The sequence below is a fragment of the Corynebacterium zhongnanshanii genome, from assembly GCF_014490575.1.
Classification (GTDB): Bacteria; Actinomycetota; Actinomycetes; order Mycobacteriales; family Mycobacteriaceae; genus Corynebacterium; species Corynebacterium zhongnanshanii.
In genome coordinates, this window is the sequence record NZ_CP061033.1 from 1,947,690 (window position 1) to 1,967,166 (window position 19,477).

Annotated in this window: 17 protein-coding genes; 5 read left to right on the plus strand and 12 right to left on the minus strand. The window is 59.8% G+C overall.

What is annotated here, in order from left to right; all coding sequences use genetic code 11:
- Positions 1–34: 34 nt before the first annotated feature.
- Positions 35–1,333, plus strand: coding sequence for an MFS transporter (locus IAU67_RS08740; RefSeq protein WP_151842265.1), 1,299 nt, complete (start codon positions 35–37; stop codon positions 1,331–1,333).
- On the opposite strand, the gene IAU67_RS08745 is transcribed toward IAU67_RS08740, so the two are convergent.
- Entirely contained in the window at positions 1,330–1,827 is a 498-nt protein-coding gene (locus IAU67_RS08745; protein WP_151842266.1) for a MarR family winged helix-turn-helix transcriptional regulator, read from the minus strand. The two genes, IAU67_RS08740 and IAU67_RS08745, sit on opposite strands and share 4 nt — an antisense overlap.
- A gap of 15 nt (positions 1,828–1,842) precedes the next feature.
- Positions 1,843–2,253: an SRPBCC family protein gene (locus tag IAU67_RS08750; RefSeq protein ID WP_187767900.1), complete on the minus strand. Its 411-nt coding sequence runs from the start codon at positions 2,251–2,253 to the stop codon at positions 1,843–1,845.
- A 190-nt stretch (positions 2,254–2,443) separates the two neighbouring features.
- Here IAU67_RS08750 and ribB point away from each other — a divergent pair, with 190 nt between their 5' ends.
- From ribB to IAU67_RS08765, 3 genes are read left to right on the plus strand one after another with little or no spacing between them, the layout of a single operon-like run.
- Positions 2,444–3,202 carry a 3,4-dihydroxy-2-butanone-4-phosphate synthase gene (ribB, locus tag IAU67_RS08755; protein WP_151842268.1) on the plus strand — a complete coding sequence of 253 codons (759 nt, stop codon included), beginning with the start codon at positions 2,444–2,446 and terminating at the stop codon, positions 3,200–3,202.
- A 2-nt stretch (positions 3,203–3,204) separates the two neighbouring features.
- Positions 3,205–4,449 (plus strand): 1-acyl-sn-glycerol-3-phosphate acyltransferase, encoded by a 1,245-nt coding sequence (locus IAU67_RS08760; RefSeq protein ID WP_151842269.1) that lies wholly within the window; start codon positions 3,205–3,207, stop codon positions 4,447–4,449.
- Between the two features lie 3 nt (positions 4,450–4,452).
- Complete coding sequence (locus IAU67_RS08765; RefSeq protein ID WP_151842270.1) at positions 4,453–6,552, plus strand: MMPL family transporter; 2,100 nt, start codon at positions 4,453–4,455, stop codon at positions 6,550–6,552.
- 406 nt (positions 6,553–6,958) lie between these two features.
- Here IAU67_RS08765 and rfbB read toward each other — a convergent pair whose 3' ends face one another.
- From rfbB to IAU67_RS08815, 10 genes are all read right to left on the minus strand, one after another.
- The gene (gene rfbB / locus IAU67_RS08770; RefSeq protein WP_151842271.1) at positions 6,959–8,017 is read right to left on the minus strand and encodes a dTDP-glucose 4,6-dehydratase; all 1,059 of its coding nucleotides are present in this window, start codon (positions 8,015–8,017) and stop codon (positions 6,959–6,961) included.
- A 2-nt stretch (positions 8,018–8,019) separates the two neighbouring features.
- Positions 8,020–9,081 carry a c-type cytochrome biogenesis protein CcsB gene (ccsB, locus tag IAU67_RS08775; RefSeq protein WP_151842272.1) on the minus strand — a complete coding sequence of 354 codons (1,062 nt, stop codon included), beginning with the start codon at positions 9,079–9,081 and terminating at the stop codon, positions 8,020–8,022.
- 159 nt (positions 9,082–9,240) lie between these two features.
- Complete coding sequence (gene resB, locus IAU67_RS08780; protein ID WP_187767901.1) at positions 9,241–10,929, minus strand: cytochrome c biogenesis protein ResB; 1,689 nt, start codon at positions 10,927–10,929, stop codon at positions 9,241–9,243.
- Positions 10,930–11,000: 71 nt separating this feature from the next.
- Entirely contained in the window at positions 11,001–11,804 is an 804-nt protein-coding gene (locus tag IAU67_RS08785; protein WP_151842273.1) for a cytochrome c biogenesis CcdA family protein, read from the minus strand.
- Between the two features lie 6 nt (positions 11,805–11,810).
- The gene (locus tag IAU67_RS08790; RefSeq protein ID WP_151842274.1) at positions 11,811–12,521 is read right to left on the minus strand and encodes a TlpA family protein disulfide reductase; all 711 of its coding nucleotides are present in this window, start codon (positions 12,519–12,521) and stop codon (positions 11,811–11,813) included.
- On the minus strand, positions 12,514–13,119 hold the full coding sequence (locus IAU67_RS08795) for a histidine phosphatase family protein (protein WP_151842275.1): 606 nt from the start codon (positions 13,117–13,119) through the stop codon (positions 12,514–12,516). The genes IAU67_RS08790 and IAU67_RS08795 overlap by 8 nt, the downstream gene beginning before the upstream one ends.
- A gap of 33 nt (positions 13,120–13,152) precedes the next feature.
- Entirely contained in the window at positions 13,153–14,508 is a 1,356-nt protein-coding gene (gene hemL, locus IAU67_RS08800) for a glutamate-1-semialdehyde 2,1-aminomutase (RefSeq protein WP_151842276.1), read from the minus strand.
- Between the two features lie 69 nt (positions 14,509–14,577).
- Entirely contained in the window at positions 14,578–17,316 is a 2,739-nt protein-coding gene (locus IAU67_RS08805; RefSeq protein WP_151842277.1) for a heavy metal translocating P-type ATPase, read from the minus strand.
- Positions 17,316–17,837: a hypothetical protein gene (locus IAU67_RS08810; protein WP_151842278.1), complete on the minus strand. Its 522-nt coding sequence runs from the start codon at positions 17,835–17,837 to the stop codon at positions 17,316–17,318. The genes IAU67_RS08805 and IAU67_RS08810 overlap by 1 nt, the downstream gene beginning before the upstream one ends.
- Positions 17,834–18,715, minus strand: coding sequence for an MFS transporter (locus IAU67_RS08815; protein WP_151842279.1), 882 nt, complete (start codon positions 18,713–18,715; stop codon positions 17,834–17,836). Before IAU67_RS08815 ends, IAU67_RS08810 begins: the two co-directional genes overlap by 4 nt.
- A gap of 165 nt (positions 18,716–18,880) precedes the next feature.
- On the opposite strand from IAU67_RS08815, the gene IAU67_RS08820 reads away from it, so the two are divergent.
- Positions 18,881–19,360 (plus strand): hypothetical protein, encoded by a 480-nt coding sequence (locus IAU67_RS08820; RefSeq protein ID WP_151842280.1) that lies wholly within the window; start codon positions 18,881–18,883, stop codon positions 19,358–19,360.
- Positions 19,361–19,477 lie beyond the last annotated feature (117 nt).

A 19,477-nucleotide genomic window follows, 5' to 3' on the forward strand; every position in this document is an offset into this window, starting at 1 on the left:
AATTCTCTTATTTTTGCTGCTATCTTTGTTCAGCATGTCCACAGATACACACGTGAATCGACAGGAAGAACGCCGCGTTCTTGGCGCCACCCTGGTTGGAACCACCATCGAGTGGTATGACTTTTTCATTTACGCTCAAGCTGCAGGTCTGGTATTCGCAAGCCAGTTCTTCACCCCTGCCGGCAGCGACAACGCCACCCTAGCCCAGATCCTGTCCTGGGCCTCCTTGGGCATCAGCTTCCTCTTCCGCCCTCTGGGCGCGGTCATTGCCGGCCACTTGGGCGACCGCCTGGGCCGCAAGGTCATGCTGGCCACCACGCTCATTCTGATGGGTGCGGCAACGTTCCTCATCGGTCTGCTCCCGACCTATGAATCCATCGGCGTGGCAGCACCGATCCTGCTGGTGGTTTTGCGTGTTATCCAGGGCTTTTCCGCCGGTGGCGAATGGGGCGGCGCGGCCCTTCTGGCTGTGGAGCACGCTCCCGCGAACAAGCGCGGACGCTTTGGAACCTACCCGCAGATCGGCGTTCCCCTGGGCCTGTCCTTGGCTACCGCCGTCCTGCTGTTCATGACGCTAGTAGTGGGCATTGACGCGTACAAGGAGTGGGCATGGCGCGTGCCTTTCCTGTTCTCCATCGTGCTGATCTTTGTGGGCGCCATTGTTCGTTCTCGCGTGGCAGAGTCTCCCGTCTTTGAGGAGGTTCGTGAGCGCGCCGCGGAAGCATCCGCTCCCGTTGCCGTGCTGTTGAAGAACCACTTCCCACTGACCCTGAAGGCTGCTCTGATTTTCGCTGCAAACAATGCAACGGGCTACATCCTGATGACGTTCATGGGTTCCTATGCCACGAAGAAGCTGGAAATGGATCAGGCACAGGTGTTCTGCGCAGTGATTGTTGCCGCAATCGCATGGACGGTCTTCACCCTCCTGAGTGGTTCCCTGTCTGACCGCATTGGCCGCACGCAGACGTTCACCATCGGCTATGTCCTGCTGGTCGCTGCCATTTTCCCTGCGTGGCTGCTGGTCGATGCGGCGAATATCTGGCTGTTTGCCACTGCCCTGCTGATCCTCACGCCGGGTCTGGCGTTGAGCTACGGCCCTCAGTCCGCGCTGTACGCGGAACTGTTCCCGCGTGAGATCCGCTACTCTGGCGTGTCCATTTCCTACGCCATCGGCGCGATCCTGGGTGGCGCTTTCGCGCCGATGATCGCTCAGATGCTTCTGGGCCGCACGGGCAGCACGCTGTCCATCGGCGTGTACCTGGTGGTGCTGTACGCGATTGCACTTATCGCCCTGTGGTTCACTCCGCGCGACCTGCACAAGCGCACGCTCTAACGCTCCAAATCTGTGAAGATGTGGGGATAGCGCTTCTTCATCGCAGCAGTAAGCTCACGATCCGTCAGCAAGTGAGCAAGCTGAGAGAGTACATCTGAGGGGTGTGCTTCAGACATTGTCTGAAGTGCGCCCCTTAACTCATTGTGGAATGCACTTTTGAGATCCTTAATTCGAATAAGGAGATCTCGCCCTTTGGGGGTCAGGGCATGAAGCGTTGCTCTTTTATCCACAGTGGATTGCGAACTTATAGTGAGCCCCTTGGCGGCCAAGGTGGCAAGGAGACGGCTCGGACTTCCGGACTCACAGATCAGGTGGCTGCCCACCTCACGCGTACTCAGAGGTCCATGCATCCCGACAATTTCTATCGCCTCTGCCTGCGACGTCGTCAGGTCAAGCTTCCCAAAGAGGTTATTCAATTGGCGATTACCTTGCCTCTGGAGAGCCAAAATGAGGTATCGAAACTCCTCTGGATACTCAGCAATGCTACGGGCCATAACGCGTGCCTTCTTTCATGTCAGGACAGTATCGAGGGTATGCGCTAAACGAGCGAGACGCTTGTGCGGAACTCGAGAAGATTCCTGATCACCAATGACTCTTGCGAGGATCCCTTTCTGCGCAACCGTATGGGTAACCTCCGCACCCCTACCTTGTGGATCAATGGCGAAGGTGGATTCTTCGACCAGACCAGGGATAACGATGCGGTACTTGATGGCACGTGCATCTGTCGGCACCTGAGTCATTGTCCCTCGTAAGACACCATGCACGGTGACGGCATATTCGCCCTCCTTATCTAGCGGTTCGACATGACTCATGGCGGGGTTCCACTCGGGAAAGTTCTCAGCATCGTGCAACACACGCTCGATCAACGCTGGATCGTGATCAATTGCCTGCACTGCGGTATGTACAGATTTAAATGACACAACACTTACTATAGCTTCACCAGGATAAGCATGGGTACTAATGGCAGGTTTTCAGCCTTGTTACCACCGTCAATCCACCCACTTAGGGGGAGGTTGCCCTACACCCCTTCACGCCCCACTGTCCATACTGTATCTATTTACATGACACTTCATACATGTTGTGTCATGTAAATAAATGAAAGGATTACTCATGCCTTCTGCCTTGGCTAACACCCCACAGGCTGAGCACCTCAAAACCGATGCGCGTCGGAATGCAGAAACTCTACTCTCACCCATCGAGGACATTGTGGCGGACATCGCCGCAGGAAAAATGGTCGTTCTTGTTGATGACGAAGATCGCGAAAATGAAGGCGATCTCATCATGGCTGCAGAAGCCATGACTCCTGAGTCGGTTAATTTCATGATCACTCACGGCAAAGGACTACTGTGTGCGCCAATGACGGCTGAACACGCCGCGCAGCTGAACTTCGCCCCTATGGTTCACAGCAACGAAGACGACTTCGGCACAGCTTTTACTGTCTCTTGTGATGCCACCGCTGACTTTGGCGTCACTACAGGCATCTCCGCTGCCGATCGGGCAACGACCATTAGCCTACTCGCTTCAGGCGGAACCGCATCGAGTTTTCACCGCCCAGGCCACGTTTTCCCACTCATTGCACGCCATGGCGGTGTTTTAGCTCGAATCGGGCACACCGAAGCTGGAAGTGATCTCGCCGCTATGGCCGGTTTTTCACCAGTAGCTGCCATCATCGAGATTATTGGCGATGACGGCGAAATGCTTCGCCTTCCTGAACTGGTGGACTGGTGCGGCAAACACAACATATCTCTGTCAACCATTGAACGTTTGCGTACATATCGCCAGGCCCAAGTGGAAGCCGGAGTAGACATCACGCAACGGCCAGACGGCTCGGCATTGGCAGGCCTCCCCGTGTCTGCGAAGGAGGCTTAAACGTGGTCAACTACAACAACACAAAAACTGGTCAGCTCACGCGAAAAGCTTCCACTCCTGCCATCCATGAATTGGTGTTACGCCATCTGGCCTATGTCGAGGGCCTGGAAAACATTCCCCGCACCGGACCTGTAATCCTTGTAGCTAATCACGCTTCTTACATGGACCACTTCGTCACTAAAACGCTCAGTGAGAGTGTCCGTGCCGGACGGGTATCTTTTCCTACCAAATCTGAAGCCTTTGAAAGCTTTCTCTCCAGGGTCTGGCACGAATCAATGGACTGCTACCCAGTAAACCGCAACGCTCCCGGAAAGGAGGTGTTCCAACGAGCTCATGAAGCACTCCTCCGCGACGACGCTTTGGTTCTCTACCCGGAAGGAACCAGAAATACAGGAAAGGGTTTACTTCCCTTTAAAACCGGCGCCTTCCGCATCGCACTGGAAAACAAAGTCCCGGTGGTGCCGATTGGACTGACAGGCTTAGCCGAAGTACTTCCCAAAGGAGCACGTCTGCCTCGTCGTCACCTTCTCTCGGTAGCGATTGGTAAACCCTTGGAAAGGGCCAGCAGTGGAGATACACGATCGATTGCCCGAAGTATGCGCGATGATGCCTATGACGCAATAGGTACACTAAAGGATCGTGCACGCCATGCCACTCCGAGCGACTGTGGCCATGCTCTCGAGACAATCGTGGAGCTAGCGCAGCAGATTGTAAGTGAGAACCTTACTCCCGAGGGCACACTATCTGCCGAGGTAATCCACCGAGTTGAGCTGCTCCTGAAGATCGCCGATAAAACGTCTCAACGGCGCCTCGACCTTCGAGTGCAGCAAGCTCGACTTGATGGATTCCGAGCAATGAATGCTCCCACCGCAACGGGAGCCTTCATCCGCACGGCTTTGGTGCATCGTAAAGCATCAAAATTGTCCGATCTACATTCTTCTAATGACTTTGCAGCGTATCTAGCTGGGCGTAGTGCTCTCATGCTCCCTCAATGGTTTGGAGGAGGTGCGGAACGAGCTCGAATTCACTTTCAGCGCGCTACTGAACGCGAAGGCAATGTGGCCTCCCAGGCATACGTTGGTTTAGCTGAATCCTTAGCCATCTCGGGGAATACCCCGGCTGCACTCCAAGCGTATCAACACGCAGCATCAAGCATTGCGGAGACAGATCCTCGGGGATCAGTCCGAAAAAGGAAAATTAAGAACGCCATCGCCGCGCTCACAAGCGCGCATGAGGGAGAGCTATAAGCCATGATTGCTTCTTTCGTTCAACGTCACGCTACATTAGTGGTCGCAGCATGGATTGTGCTCTGCGCGCTAGGAGGCTTTGGCGCTTTACAGCTCAATGACGTCGTGAAAGCTGGCGGATTTAATGACCAGAACGGCCAATCATTTGCCGGTCAGGAGGCTAATCGCCACGCTTTCAACGATCCCGAAAACGAACTATCGGTTGTCCTGACGTCCGATAAGCAGATCGATGCATCGGTTGTGGACAAGGTGGAGGAGTCCGTTAAAACCTTGCCGAATATCGGTGCAGTGACAGATGGTCGGCAGGCTCCGCAATTGGCCTCAGACTCTGGGCACACCCACATTGTTCAGGTTGGAGTGAAGGCGGACAACACCACCACCCAAAACATGGTGCCAATGCTTCGAGAAAAGGTATCCGAAGCGCTTGCTGACACAGCAGTAGGAAGCCACGTCACTGGAGCCGCAGCTCTTGACTACGACCTCAACATCCAATCACAGCAGGACGCACTCCACGCAGAAATGATCGCTTTTCCGCTGTTAATCCTTGTGCTACTCGTCATCTACCGAGCCATCGGCCCAACAATCCTTACCCTCATCATCGCGGGTGTGTGCCTTATGGGAACACAAGGTGCGGGAACACTGCTGTCACACTTTATGGATGTGTCCAACATGTATATCACTGGCGCATCTCTCATTGGCCTCGCAGTCTCCGTGGATTATTGCCTATTCCTCATCGCTCGCTATCGGGAGAATCTCCTCGAGGGGCTATCCACAGCAGAAGCGTTGACAGCAGCAACAAGAACCGCTGGACATGCCATTCGCTTTGGCGGCCTGTCTGTCATCGCCGCGCTGTGTGCTCTGTTTATCGCACGTAACATGGTCTTTTCGTCCATCGCCTGGGCAGGAATCATTGTCACTGCTATTGCTCTGCTAGCTCTCGCCACACTCGTGCCTGCACTCATAAGCTTGGCGGGTGACAGACTGTTCTTCGGCAAGCTTCCCGGATTCCACAGAGCATCGATCACCACGAAAGCACAGCTCTCCCCTACCCTCCGGCTTGCGCTAGCGAAACCCGCACTCGTCGCTCTCTCAATCACGATCCCTCTTGCGCTCTTCGCCAGCCCCCTGGCCAGCATCACTTTGCAGGTCCCAGTTGCCAGCGCGTCAATTCTTCCCGAAGGGAAGGATTCACGGGCAGGCATTGAGACGATCCAGACCGAACTCAATGCTCATGAGCTCTTTCCCACGAGTATCACATTCGAAGGAGCAGAAAGTGAATCGATCAAGGATGTTCAGCAGCGCGCCATGGCGTTGGCGGAACGGCTAGAGCCGCTTGCCACCGTCGATCACGTCTTCGCTCCTGGCACCAGTACAGAGCTGGAGTCACCGTATCCGTTGACGGGATCCAGCAATGGTATGAATTATGCCCGAGTCATGCTCACGTCCACCGGGCTACCTGACTCGGCTGAGGCTCATTCCATGATTGAAGAGATCCGCAAGCTCACACAAGACCAAGCTGGAGTCTATATTTCTGGAGCGACCGCGCAAGGCAGCGATTTTGACCGCCTTGTAGAACAATCCATTCCATGGATCATCGGAGCAGTCCTACTCATTTCACTAGTTCTGCTCGGGTGGGCATTCCGATCATTGCTTCTGCCCATTCTCGCTGTCGTTCTTAATGGTTTAGTGGTTTCCGCGGCCATGGGATTATTGTCACTGCTGTGGAGGTTGTTCACCGGAGAGTCGATCAACTCCGTCACTCCCATTGTCATTTTCGCCATTGTCTTCGGACTCTCCATGGACTACATGGTGCTCATGGCGTCACGAATGAAGGAAGAGTTTAGCAACGGCGCTGACCATACGCGCGCCATAGCGTTGGGCGTAACAAAAACATCAGGGCTTGTGATCTCCGCAGCGATCATCATGATCGGGGTATTCCTATCCTTCATGGTCGCCGAAATCAGTATTGTGCGAGAACTCGGATTGGGGTTAGCTATGGCCGTGGCTTTGGATGCGCTTATTGTCCGCCCCATGCTACTGCCGTCAGCGCTAGCACTCATGGGCCCCAAAGCCTGGGGCCGCACTAGCACGAAAACTATGTAGTTACAGCGCCTCGGGGCACGCTGCCCGTCGGCGTGTACCTGGTGGCGCTATACGCGATAAGCGCTAGCCGGAAAGCTCGTGGCTACTTGTCCCGAATCCGCTTCATCGCAACGGCAAACAAGAAGAGTGCTGAGATAAAAGCTGCGATGGAGATAGGGTTATATAAATCCAACTGGCTGCTATCTCCCAACCACGTAAAGAATAGCGCGTTAGCACATCCTATGATGATCAACGCTACCGCGGTTAAAAATAAACGTTTCGTCGAAGTATGCGGCAGAAGCACCTGCGAGTTTGTCACCGACAACACCTCCATAAAGGTCGGCTTCAGTCATATCGCTTCAGTCATTGAACGCACAACAGCGAGCGTTCACCACAGATGCTACCTACATACTAAATGTTTCGCAACCTATAGCACTTTCTCCGTGGCGCTATACTTCTCCTCCGCCTCAGCGCGCGTAGCGCCCCACCACTCCGGATGGGACCGGTACCACTCCACCGTGGCGGCCAGCCCCTCAGCAAAACTGGTGTAGCGCGGTGACCAGCCCAAAGACTCCGTACTGGAGGGGTCGATCGCATACCTGCGATCGTGCCCCGGCCGGTCCGTCACATGCACGAACCAGTCCGAGGGCTTCTCAAAAAGAGCCAACAAATCCCCCACTACTTCCCTATTCGACCGCTCGCCATCGGCACCGATCAAATAGGTCTGCCCCACCTCACCGCGCTCCAGAATCGTCCACACCGCATCATTGTGGTCGTCCACATGAATCCAGTCACGCACATTATCCCCGGCCCCATATAAACGCGGCTTCTCGCCACCCAATAACCCAGTAATCTGCCGCGGAATAAACTTCTCCGGATGCTGCCGCGGCCCATAATTATTGGAACAATTACTGATCGTGGCACTCAGCCCCCGGGAACGCACACACGCCCGCACAAAATGATCCGCCGCCGCCTTAGACGCGGAATACGGTGAACTCGGAGCATACGGCGTCTCCACCGTAAAACGCGCCGGATCATCCAACGCTAAATCCCCAAACACCTCATCGGTGGAAATGTGGTGCAGATGCACCCCACAACGCACCGCGGCCTCCGCCAGCACCACCGTGCCCTCCACATTCGTCCGCGCAAACAACCCCGGATCCAGAAGGGAATTATCGTTGTGGGACTCCGCCGCGAAATGCACAATCGCCACGCTGGACGCATCATAGCCATCGGCCTCAGCCTGCGCGACCAGCCCAGACAGCACGCGAGAGACCGTCTCCACATCCACCACAGACCCTCGGGTGAACTGGAGGCGGGCACGCTGGGCGTCGGGGACAATCAGATTATCCGGATTCGCCGCATACGTCATCGCATCGAGCACGTGCACGCACACGTCAGGGCGCGTCTCCAGCGTCCGGTGCACAAAGTTCGAGCCAATGAAGCCCGCGCCGCCCGTGACCAGCAGATAGCGGAATGTGCGCATCGTTAGCTCAGGCCCGCGTAGGAGTGCAGACCGGACACAACCATGTTGATGAAGAACAGGTTGAACACCATCGCACCAAAGGCCACCACGTTGATCCAGGAGGACCAGTTACGCCAGCCCGGGGTGGCGCGCGCGTGCAGATACGCTGCATACAGCAGCCACGTGATCAGGGACACCGTCTCCTTCGGGTCCCATCCCCAGAAACGGCCCCACGCACCATCGGCCCAGATCGCGCCGAAAATCACGCCCAGGCCGAAGATCGGCAGCGCCCACACACACGTCCGGTACGCCAACGCGTCCAACTTATCCGCGGCCGGCAACGGCGCCACGATCTTGCCCAGCACACCGCGCTCCTGCCCCTTCGGCTGGGTACGGCGCACCAGGTACATGATGGAAAACACACCAGAGATCAAACCGATGGAACCACCAATGGACACCGTGGACACGTGGATGGAATACCAGTAACTATTCAGCGCCGGCACCAGCGGGCCGGACTCCGCGTACAGCTTCGTGCCGCCGTAGAACATCAGCCCCACCACCGGAGTGAGGATCCACGGCCACATCACGCGCATGGACTTGCGGCTGATCATCACCACAGAAATCAGCATCGCAGCCAGGGTGACGGTCATGATGTACTCGAACAGGTTGCCCCACGGGAAGCGGCTGTTCGCAAGGCCTCGAGTCACCGAGTGCACCAGGTGCACCGCCACGCCCAGCCACACCAGCGCCTGCGCAATGCCGCCGAACTGGTCCGTGCGGCGTGCGCGCCGCAGGATGTACTCGTCCTTCAGCCGCTCCGGGAGATCCTGCTCCCCCACGCGTGCGCCGTCGCCCGCGCCTGCTGCCTCGGCCGTTCCGGACGCGCCCACCGCAACCTTCTGCTTCACCTGGGAGTTCGACGCCGCTTCTCCCCTCAACGCCGCCGCACGATCCCGACGCAGCTCCGCCACAATATTGAACAGTCCGTAATAAACCAAAGAAAAGACGAGCGCCAGAAGGTACACGCCGATAGTGGTCTTGAAGGCCAAGTCCGAGAAATCAGCCAAGTTTTGGTTAACCATCATGAGCAGCAGAACCCCTATATACGGTGGTGAAATGAGTCGTATTTGAACCTAGTCCGCCGATCGCGGGAACACAACCACGGCGGGTGTACGGCGACGGCTCGGGGCGGCCATCGGTGGCGGCAGCGGGCGGTGGCGTGCGCCGGCGCCAGCCGCAGCCGGCTACAGCCGGTCGGACAGGCGATCATCCAAGCCATCGTCGTAGCGGGTCTCCCAATCGGTCACCGCCGAGCCATCGGCCTCATCCAAGTCTTCCTCATCCAAGCCCAGGATCTCCTCTGCGCGGCGATTAAACTCCGCACCCCAACCCGCAGAATCGGTGCGGGCCAGGCCGGCGATCTCCACATGGGAGGATTCCGCACGTTCGTCGGCGGGGGCGATGCGCACCCAGATTCGGCGTCGTTTCACCATCAACGATCCCACCAGACTCAGCACCATCAGGATGGAGAAAAACAGCACCCAGGTGGTGGTCGGATCATGCGAAATCTGCAGGTTCACGAACTCCTTCGCACCATCGAAGGTGATTTTCGTGCCATCGTCCAAGGTCACGGACTCGCCCTGGGACAGGTTCACGCGATCTAGCTTCGACAGGGAACCGTTGTGCATGCTGCGCGGATCCAAGCTGAAAATGCTCTGGGCCACGCCCGCGTCCAAGCCGGTATCACCGCGGTAGACGTCAATCGCCACCGCAGGATCCGTCATCGCAGGATAGGAAGAGGACAGGATGCTGCCGTTATCCCCCGAAAACGCCGCGGTCGGGGCGAACAGACCCTGAATGGAAATCTGCTTCTGACGCCGCTCAAACAGATCCGGGTACATGCCCGCCGGCGGATCCCACCGCACTGCACCGGAGGACAGGAAGTTCACCAAATCATCCGGACGGAACTGGACAGTATCCGTGCGCTTCTCCCCATTCGGCCACTCGATGGTGAACGTGGGCGCATAGCCGTGGCCCTGCAGGTACACGCGGTCGCCATACATGCGCAGCGGGTGGTTCACCTTGAGGGTCGCGGCCTCCCAGGTGTCCGAATCCTGGAACACCTGCTGGCCGTTGGCGTGGCGGATATCGGACTCGAAGTCCACAGCCTGGCCATTCGGAGTGTACTCCGCCTTGAAATCGCGCACATCCACGCAGAACGGGGACAAGCCCGTGCCATCGAACAGGGCGCCGTGGCGGAAGGAGTCAAAGTTAGACACGGCGCCATTACAGAACTGGGACTGTTCCCCGTCCGTGCCGGCGACAACAATGACCTGGCCCTCGTAGTAGGTCAGGCGCCCCACGGCCACAGCCACCAGCACGCCCACCAGGGAAAGGTGGAACACAAGGTTCGCGAACTCGCGCAGATACCCCTTCTCCGCGGACAGGGACCACTTGCCCTGCTTATCCTCCTCGGCGGGAGTCTCCGAGACATTCCAGCCCTTGAACCGCTTCCGCAGCTGCTCCTGCAGAGCCTGCGGTGCGACCGCCACCGTGCCCTCAACATGCCGAGGCATGCGGCGAAGCACCTTCGGCGCGGCCGGCGGGTTGGTGCGCAGGGCCTTGTAGTGATCCCAGGAACGCGGAATGATGCAGCCCACTAGGGAAACGAACAGCAGGACGTACACGGCGGTGAACCACGGGGAGCTGAACACGTCGAACAGGCCGATCTTGTCGAACACCTCCGCCGTTTTGCCGTTAGCCTGGATGTACTCCTCCACCTTGCCGGCGTTCAGCGAACGCTGCGGCAACAAGGCACCGGGGACAGCGGCGATCGCGACCAAGAACAAAAGAACCAGCGCGGTCTTCATTTTGGTCAGCCACTGCCAACCCTTCTTGGGAAGTCCCAGGATGCTCTTCGGCGTGAGCTGCATGGAAATGCCTTTCGCAGTGTGGTCGGTGGTCGCCGACGTCTCGGCGCGGTCGGGAACTAAAGCGTCACCCTCTAGATTGGCAGGACAACATCAGAAATGAAAACCTGGCGGATCCACTCCACCAGAATGTTCCACTGGCCGGTCAGCAGCAGCAGTCCCACGATCACCAGCAGAGCGCCGCCAATCATCTGGATGGTGCGGGAGTGCGTGCGCAGCCAGGACACGCCCGTCAGGATCTTCGAGGACCCCAGCGCCACCAGGATGAATGGCAGCCCCAGGCCCAGGCAGTAGGCCACGATCAGGATCACGCCGCGGGCGGCAGTGATACCTTCGGTGCCGGCGGCCACGGAGATGATCGCGCCCAGCGTGGGCCCGAGGCACGGGGTCCAGCCCAGTGCGAACACGCCACCCAGCAGCGGCGCGCCGGCCAGGGTGGTCCAGCGCTTGGGGTGCATGCGCTTGTCCGTCTGCAGGGGTTTGATGAAGCCCATGAACACGATGCCCATCAGAATAGTGATCGCGCCTCCCACGCGCATGAGGAGGTCCTGGTTCATGGTGAGCGTGCCGATCACCCCGAACACCGCGGCGGTAGCCAGCACGAAGACCACCGTGAACCCCAGCACGAAGAGGAACGCCGCCAAGGCCACGCGCCCGCGTCGGGATGTCACCACGGTTCCGTGGCTGTTGAACTCCGTGTCCGCGCCCACCACACCGGCGAGGTAGGAGATGTAGCCGGGCACCAGCGGGATCACGCAGGGCGAGGCGAAGGAGACGAGCCCCGCCGCCGCGGCGACCAGGAGGGCCAGCAGGAGCGGGCCGGTGGCGGCGGTGTCCGCGAAGGTGTCGCCGATGCTGGCGAGGGTCAGGGTGTTCACGGCTGCTTAGGACTCCTTCGCCGGCTGCTCGTCGATCAGTGGCTCAATCACGTCCCAGAGCTCCTGATCCGTAATCTCCTTCAGGAAGACGTGCGCTGGCCGATGCTGCTTGTCCAGCACAATCGTTGTTGGAATGACCGACGCCGGAAGCCCGCCCAACGCCAGCGCCGTCTTAAATGGAGGGTCGTAGAGCGACGGGTAGGTGATGCCGTTATCCCGTACGAAGTCCTGTGCCTTTTCACGGATGGGGTCCTTGACGTTGATGCCCAGGATGGTGCCGGCCTTGGCTTTCTCCAGTTTTTCCTGGACGTTTTGGAGGTCGTCGGATTCGCTGCGGCATGGGCCGCACCATTGACCCCAGGAGTTCAGGACTACGATCTGGCCGTCGAAGTCGGACAGGGAGATCTCCGAGTCATCCAGGAGGTCCTTGCCGCTGAAGTTCTGGATGGGTTTGCGCTCCCCTTCGGGGTAGCTGATGGAGGTTTTCCCGCCGGGGGAAACGAACTCGAACGTGCCGCCCACGGCCACGGCGTCCGTGCCGGCGGTGGTGTTGTCGCCGCACGCGGCGAGGCTGAGGGTGGTGGCGGTGGCGAGGAGTGCTGCCGCCGCGGCTTTGGTGGCGCGGCGGGGCGCAGCGTTGTTGCGCGGCGTGGCGTTGTTGCGCGGCGCGGTGGTGTTCGGCGCAGCGGCCTCGCCGCGCGTTGTGGCGTTAAACATCTTGAGCTGGCTCCGCATAGAAGATATCGGTCAGGTCACTGCCATCGAACACCAGGGATGTCACGGACGCCAAATTGCACTGCCGGGCGGCCGGATTGTGGGCCAGCGGCAGTCCCTGGGCGTCCCTCTGGATCATGACGATCGGCAGCTGGTGGGAGACGATCACGGCCTCATGGCCCAGAGCGGTCACGCGTGCGGTGTCGATGGCCTCCCACATGCGATCGCGGATCTCCGTGTACGGCTCGCCCCAGCTGGGCTTCGCGGGGTTGGCGAGCATGGGCCAGCGCTTCGGGTTCCACAGAGCGCTGCGCGGCCCCTTGATGTGCAGTCCCTCCAGGTCATTGCCGGCTTCGAGGACGCGCTCGTCAGTGACGATGTCCAGCCCCAGCTTCTGTGCGAAGGGTGCCGCGGTCTCCTGGGCACGCTGCAGCGGGGAGGCGACCAGCAGGGTCACGTCGTGCCCCGCCAGTTCGTCGGAGGTCACGTCCGCCATCTTCTGGCCTCGGGTGGACAGGCGGTAGCCGGGCAGGCGTCCGTACAGAATCTTCTGCGGATTGTGTACTTCTCCGTGCCGGACGAGGTGAACGATTGTTGCCATGGTTGTTCAGCCTACCTGTTTGGGCTCGGTGCTCTAATTTCCGGGGCGCGTCGCCGTTGCTGCAGCTCGTGCGGCGCTACCTGCGGCCTGCTCCAGACGCTCGAAGTCAGCGTCCGTCAGCGCGGTGGACACGAACCAGGTCTCGTACACGCTCGGCGGCGCGAACACTCCTCCGTCCAGCAGCGCGTGGAAGAACGCGGGGTAACGCCAGGTATCGGCGGCCTGCATGTCCGCGAAGTTGGTGCCCTCTCCTTCGGCGAAGCGGAAGGAGAACATGTTCCCGGCGCGTTGCACGTGGTGCGCCACGGATTCGCGGGCCAGTGCCTCGGAGACGATGCTGGACACGCGCTGCGCGTTGGCGTCCAGGGTGGTGTAGACCTCTGGGGTGGCGAACTTCAAGGACGCCAGGCCGGAGGCCACGGCCACGGGGTTTCCGCTGAGCGTTCCGGCTTGGTACACGGGGCCGGCTGGCGCCAGGTGGTCCATGATGTCCGCGCGTCCTCCGAAGGCGGCCGCGGGCAGGCCACCGGAGACGACCTTGCCGAAGGTGGTGAGGTCGCCGGCTACCTGGTCTTTGCCGAACCAGCCGCTGTGGCTCACGCGGAATCCGGTCATCACTTCGTCGACGATCAGCAGCGCGCCGTGGGCGTGGGCTACTTCTTTGAGCTGGGCGTTGAAGGACGTCTGCTCGGCCTCACCGTCGGCAGCTCCGTCGGCAGAGTGCAGCGGCGTGACCGTGCCCATGTTTCCGGCGGCGGCTTCCACGATCACCGCGGCGATCTCACCGGGGTGCGCCTCAAACACTGCCTTGACTGCCTCGATATCGCGGTAGGGCGCCACCACCGTATCCGACGCCGCGGCCTTCGTAATTCCCGGCGAATCCGGCAAGCCGAAGGTAGCCACTCCGGAGCCTGCCGCGACTAGAAGGGAGTCCACGTGCCCGTGGTAGCAACCTTCGAACTTCAGGATCTTGTCGCGTCCGGTGAAGCCGCGGGCCAGGCGGACTGCGGACATGGTGGCTTCCGTGCCGGAGTTCACCAGGCGCACCTTGTCCACGGAGGTTCGGGAGACGATCTCCTCAACCAGATCAACCTCCATGGAGGTTGGCGCGCCATAGGACAGGCCCTTGGACGCCGCCTGGTGCACGGCGTCCACAATCTCGGGCTTGGCGTGGCCGTGGATCATGGGCCCCCAGGAGCAGATGAGGTCCACGTAGGTGTTTCCATCTTCGTCGTGCAGGTGGCTGCCGTTGGCGTGCGTGATGAAGGGGGCGGTGCCGCCGACGGATCCGAAGGCTCGGACGGGGGAGTTCACGCCACCGGGAATGACCGTGCGGGCGCGTTCCATCGCGGCGGCGCTGTTGGTGTGGTTCAGGTGTGCGGTACTCATGGGTTTTGTGTGTCCTTACAGTCTGTTGTGTGGGCTTACAGTGCTCTCAGTGCTTTCCAGCCTGCCAGTCTACCGCTCGGAGGCATCGGCCTCCGCGGCGTCTCGCTGAGCGAACTCGATCGCCTCGGCGCGCAGCTTGCTGCGCTTGCGCATCTCCCTCAAGTCCCGGAACTGCGCCACCCAGGACTGCCAGGCGTGTGTGCTGCGCAGCATGGTGCGCGCGTAGCTGCGGCGCAGAATACGGGCGGAGCGGAACTCGATCAGCGAGGAGCTGGCCAACATGCACAGCGTGGCCAGCAGCGGGTTCAGCAGGCCACACATCGCCAGCACCAACGTGACGATGTTGTAGCCCCAAGACAGCCAGATGTTCCAGTCCACGGTGTTGCGGATGTGGCGCACCAGGTTCACGATCTCGGGCACGGCCTCCACATCTTCGCGCAGCAGCACCACGTCGGCCGCGCCGTCGATCTCGGCGGCCACGGCGTCGACCCTATCGGCGGAACCCATCAGGATGCCGATATCGGCCACCCGCAGTGCCCCCAGCACATCCTGGTCCCCGACCATGCCCACGGACACGCCCTGGGAGTGCAGCGCACGCACGGTCGCTTCCTTACGGTTCGGCGAGATTCCCGCCAGGACCGTGGAAATGCCCACGGAGTCAGCCAGGCGCCGGGCCACAGGATAGGGGTCGCGCGAGAGCATGTAGGTCTCCAGCCCCAGCTCCTCAAGTTTGTCGATGGCCTGTGGGGCGTCGTCCTTAAAGCTATCGGCGAGGTTGATCACGCCGCGGTCCTTGCCCTTCCAGCTCACCACCACGGGGGATCCGCCGGATTCCACAGCGGCGGCCAGGCGGCTATCGCGCAACTCGCCCACTCCGCTGGGGCGCCAGAGGCGGGCCGGGACGTTGCGCATTTCCCCGTTGATGGGGATCTCGATTACGCCCTCGAACACGCCGCCTTGGGTGATGGTGACGTCCCCGATCTCCAGCCAGTTCGGCACCTCATCGCCGCCCGCCGACGCGTCCCTGGCTTCGCGGTCGGCCCGCACGATCGCCTTCGATACTGCGTGCTTGGACTCCATCACCAGCGCCGACGCCACGCGCAACACCAAATCCGGATTCTCGCCCTGAGCGGCCGTAATGCCAATCACCTGCATCGGCCCGTGTGTCAAGGTGCCCACGCGGTTGAACACCATGGACTCCACCTGAGCCAAGTTGTGGATGGTGGTAGTGTCCCGCAACAGCGCGCCCTCCGTGGCCGCGCGCCACAGGCCCAGGCGCAGAGCCAGCGGCGCGGACATCGCCAGCGCCACGGGCGCGACCGTCGCCAGCACTGACAGGCTTGTGGCCATCGCGGCATCCACCGATTCGGTGATGAGCCACCAGATCCCAAAGGCAATGAGCGCGAACAGCAGCGCCCACGGCACCAGCAAACTCGCCGAGCGCGTGGACAGCTGGGCCAGGCGGTTTTCATCACGAGCCGCGTTCAGCACCCAGCGGTGCATGGACGCCAAACGGGTTTTGGAGCCCGTCTTCACCGTGCGGCACTTCAGAGTGGCGCCGTGGTTGCGTGCCCCGGCGTAGACAATGTCATTGACGGACACCTCCCGCACGCGGTGCAGGCCGCCCACCGGCCCCATGTCCACCAGAGACTTTCCACTGATCACTTCGCAATCCGCCGGGAAGGTCATGCCGTTGGGAATCAGGATGTCATCACCGGTGCGGATCTCCCCCACCGTGATGTCCTTCTTCGTGGCCTTACCCTTCTTATCCTTACGGTCCTTACGCACCACCGTGACCGTGTCGTGCGGGGAAATCGCCAGAACATTCAGGAGGGTGCGCCCGCGCAACGTGTTCCGGCGGGACAACAGCCGCCCGATCAGCAGCAGAATCGTCGCGCCGCACGCCACGTCGAAAAACAGGGAGCCCTCATACTCGGGGGAGCTCCAGGTGGCGGCCAGCAAGATCTGCTGGCTCTTCCACCCCACATCGCCCACATGCGTGGTAACCAGCTGGTAAATCGAAAACAAATACGCCAATGCAATCGCCGCAGAACTGGCCGAGTCCAGCGCCGACATTCCCCGCCGCAGGCCACCCAACGCCGCGCGGTGGAACGGCCACGCAGACCACAGCACCACCGGCGTGGCCAAAGCCAGGCACACCCACTGCCAATAGTCGAATTGCAGGCTGCCCACCAACTGCAGCACAATCACCGGCACACCCAGCAGTATCGCCACCACCAGGCGCGTCTTCGTAATCAGCTCACGGGCCGTAAACAACACCTCAGTGCTCTCAAAGGGGCGGCTTTTGCTTAAGAGAACTTGGGCGTCGTTTTGTCTTTTCATCCTCTCCGCAGCAGCCCACGCACGTCGATGGGCATCCACGTTACGGCGAGCACGGGGCGCATTGGGGCGCTCCATCCGGGCAATGCGGCGGCGCAGGGAGGAATCGGACATCCACGCGTCCACGCCAAGGTCAAGGAACACCTGCTCGATCTGGGTCAGGTTAATGCTATCCGGGGCGGTGATCCACACCTGCTTGGTGCCGTAGACCACCACGGCTTCCACCCCATCGATCTCGTTGAGAGCATCCTGAAGCTTCGTCGCCGAGACGGCAGATTCAAACGTCTCCACGTTGTACGCCAGGCTGGTCAGGCCGCGGCCATGCATCCTCTGGAGCGAATCATGTTCTTCGCTGGAATAGTGCGCGGCGGGCGCAAGATCCTCCCCGCTCAGGCCCGCGGAGCGCGCGGCCTCTCGGGCTTGCTTAATTGCCTGATCGACTTTCAGGAGCTCATTGTTGTCAGCCATTAGCTCGACGTGTCCTCTTGATGTTGCTCGAGGCGGTGACCCGCGTCGAAATAGGGATCCGACGCCGGCCTCCATGCCAACAGATTCGCCACCGCCAAGCCTAGTGCGAGGAGAGCCTGGCCCGGTCCGGTGAACTGGAAAACCCAGCCCGCGAGCATGAAGAACATGCCGAGGGCACTGCACCACAGCACCAGGCGGCGCTTGCCACGATAGCCGTCCTTCACCCCCGTGGAGAGCGCGGCGACAACCAAGCCGACCACGATATTGATCACGCCGAGGATGCGGACGTTCTGACGCACGAAGTTCATTCTGTCGGCTTCTTCAGGGGTGAGGGGTTCCCGATCCCAATGGGCCGTGACGAGGAAGAAGCCGCTGAGGATCATGAACGCAGCGATGACGAGGAAGAACACGAACGCGGCGATGACGGTTCCTGGGGTGGGGTCGCCCGGGGCCCACTTATTCGTGGCCCGGTTCTTGTCGCCGGAACCGTCGCGGTATAGGGAGGGGAACATCGAGGTCATGGGCGGTGATTGTTCTGGTGGTTGTTGTGGTGAGTGTTCGGGTGGTTGCTCTGGTTGTTCTGTTGGTTGTCGGGGTTTTTCCGAGTGTTGCGGCGCTGTCCGTCCTTCTCCGCTTTCTTCTTATCTTTTAGCTTCTTCTGCTCTTCTTCGTATTTCTGCAGTTCCTTGCGGTACTCCTGGAACTCCTTATTCGACGGCATTCCTAACCATTCCGCGTTACTTGGGCGAGTCATAAAGTACAGACCCAGGACCGCAGTCACACCAGAGAGGATGGTGAACACCCCGGCCATCAGAGCTAGCAGCACGTTCATGGAGTTCGGCGCGCTGCTGAACACCACCATCACGGCGCTAAGACCGAGGTACAGCGAACCCACGGAGAGGAACATGCGCGAGTAGTTGCCACCGCGACCGGCGCGCCACGCCAGCCAGGCGCACACCAGCGGCACGAAGATCAGCCATCCCGTCATGGTGATGTTCGTCATCGTCACCACGTGGGAGATGCTTTCCTCCTCGGACATGCCCGTAAGGTGAGCCAGCTGGCCAATCCCTAAGCCCCCATTGCCGTCCTCCAGTTGCTTCTTCACCTCGGCGTGCAGCGCGCGACTGTCCATAATGTTCGCGGTGAACTGCACCAGCGCATGCCCAATCTGAAAAAGGGCTGTGATCAGCCATGCCCCCACGCCCCACTGCACGTTCTGTGGGGCTTCCTTAAGATTCTTCGCCAGGCCGTCGGGGCGGCCCACCTTCGGCGGCTTCGGAGGAGTCGGCTCCTCACTAGAGGTGCCGCTGCCGCGACGAGGCGAGCCACCGGGCTGTTGGCCGCGAGGGGGAGCCGGTTGGTGGTAAGGGTTCTGCTGTGAGTTCTGCGTGGTGTTCATACTCGCTATAGCCTATCGGACTTGTCCTACAGCCACCGATCGGTGTGCGCTGACGGACTGGGGCGAGCGCGGGCAGGCGCGGTGTGCGAAGCCATCGGCGCTCTGCAGAGCTAGAAGACAGGCTGAACCTATGTACTAGGTGGTAGTTGGTGTACTAAGGTATCTGTGAGTAAGTCACTCACACGTAACGGAAACCAGATGAATCATCACACCCTCTCCGTATTCAAGAACAGCAGAGTCCCAGAGCACCTCACTGCAGCGAGCGTATTTTCTGCTGCAACAGGACTGGTGGGCGTCGTACACACGGCTATTTCTTATACCCACTACACCAAGGTTCCTGGCGATGAGCAGGTTCACATGAACATTCCGATCACAGGGCTTGCGTTGGGCTTGTTCTTTGCGTCATTCATTCTCTTCGCTGTCGGCCTATGGTTTGGGAAAACATGGTCTTATTCAGCACTAGTTCTCACAAACGTCATCCTGACCATCATCACTTTTACGATCTTCAAGGGTGGACAGATCCCCTTAGGTCTGGTCTTCACGTTCATCGTGCTCAACTTCTACTACTTCCTCTTCTGCAAGGAGTCATTGAACTGGTACAAGCAAGCTTACTATGAACGTATGTACGGACCAGTTGAGCAATAACAATATCCAAAACCAGAAGGATTACCATGAAAAATAAAAGAATGGCCATCGCTATAGCAACTACAGCAGTTGCACTTTCCGCTTAACCATCCGCACATTCCGAAACAGTAACCTATC

What these genes read in the sequence shown, in the direction of transcription:
- IAU67_RS08740 (WP_151842265.1), top strand. Translation starts at nt 35, where the DNA reads ATGTCCACAGATACACACGTGAATCGACAGGAAGAACGCCGCGTTCTT.
- IAU67_RS08745 (WP_151842266.1), bottom strand. Translation starts at nt 1,827, where the DNA reads ATGGCCCGTAGCATTGCTGAGTATCCAGAGGAGTTTCGATACCTCATT.
- ribB (WP_151842268.1), top strand. Translation starts at nt 2,444, where the DNA reads ATGCCTTCTGCCTTGGCTAACACCCCACAGGCTGAGCACCTCAAAACC.
- IAU67_RS08765 (WP_151842270.1), top strand. Translation starts at nt 4,453, where the DNA reads ATGATTGCTTCTTTCGTTCAACGTCACGCTACATTAGTGGTCGCAGCA.
- rfbB (WP_151842271.1), bottom strand. Translation starts at nt 8,017, where the DNA reads ATGCGCACATTCCGCTATCTGCTGGTCACGGGCGGCGCGGGCTTCATT.
- ccsB (WP_151842272.1), bottom strand. Translation starts at nt 9,081, where the DNA reads ATGATGGTTAACCAAAACTTGGCTGATTTCTCGGACTTGGCCTTCAAG.
- resB (WP_187767901.1), bottom strand. Translation starts at nt 10,929, where the DNA reads ATGCAGCTCACGCCGAAGAGCATCCTGGGACTTCCCAAGAAGGGTTGG.
- IAU67_RS08790 (WP_151842274.1), bottom strand. Translation starts at nt 12,521, where the DNA reads ATGTTTAACGCCACAACGCGCGGCGAGGCCGCTGCGCCGAACACCACC.
- IAU67_RS08795 (WP_151842275.1), bottom strand. Translation starts at nt 13,119, where the DNA reads ATGGCAACAATCGTTCACCTCGTCCGGCACGGAGAAGTACACAATCCG.
- hemL (WP_151842276.1), bottom strand. Translation starts at nt 14,508, where the DNA reads ATGAGTACCGCACACCTGAACCACACCAACAGCGCCGCCGCGATGGAA.
- IAU67_RS08805 (WP_151842277.1), bottom strand. Translation starts at nt 17,316, where the DNA reads ATGGCTGACAACAATGAGCTCCTGAAAGTCGATCAGGCAATTAAGCAA.
- IAU67_RS08810 (WP_151842278.1), bottom strand. Translation starts at nt 17,837, where the DNA reads ATGACCTCGATGTTCCCCTCCCTATACCGCGACGGTTCCGGCGACAAG.
- IAU67_RS08815 (WP_151842279.1), bottom strand. Translation starts at nt 18,715, where the DNA reads ATGAACACCACGCAGAACTCACAGCAGAACCCTTACCACCAACCGGCT.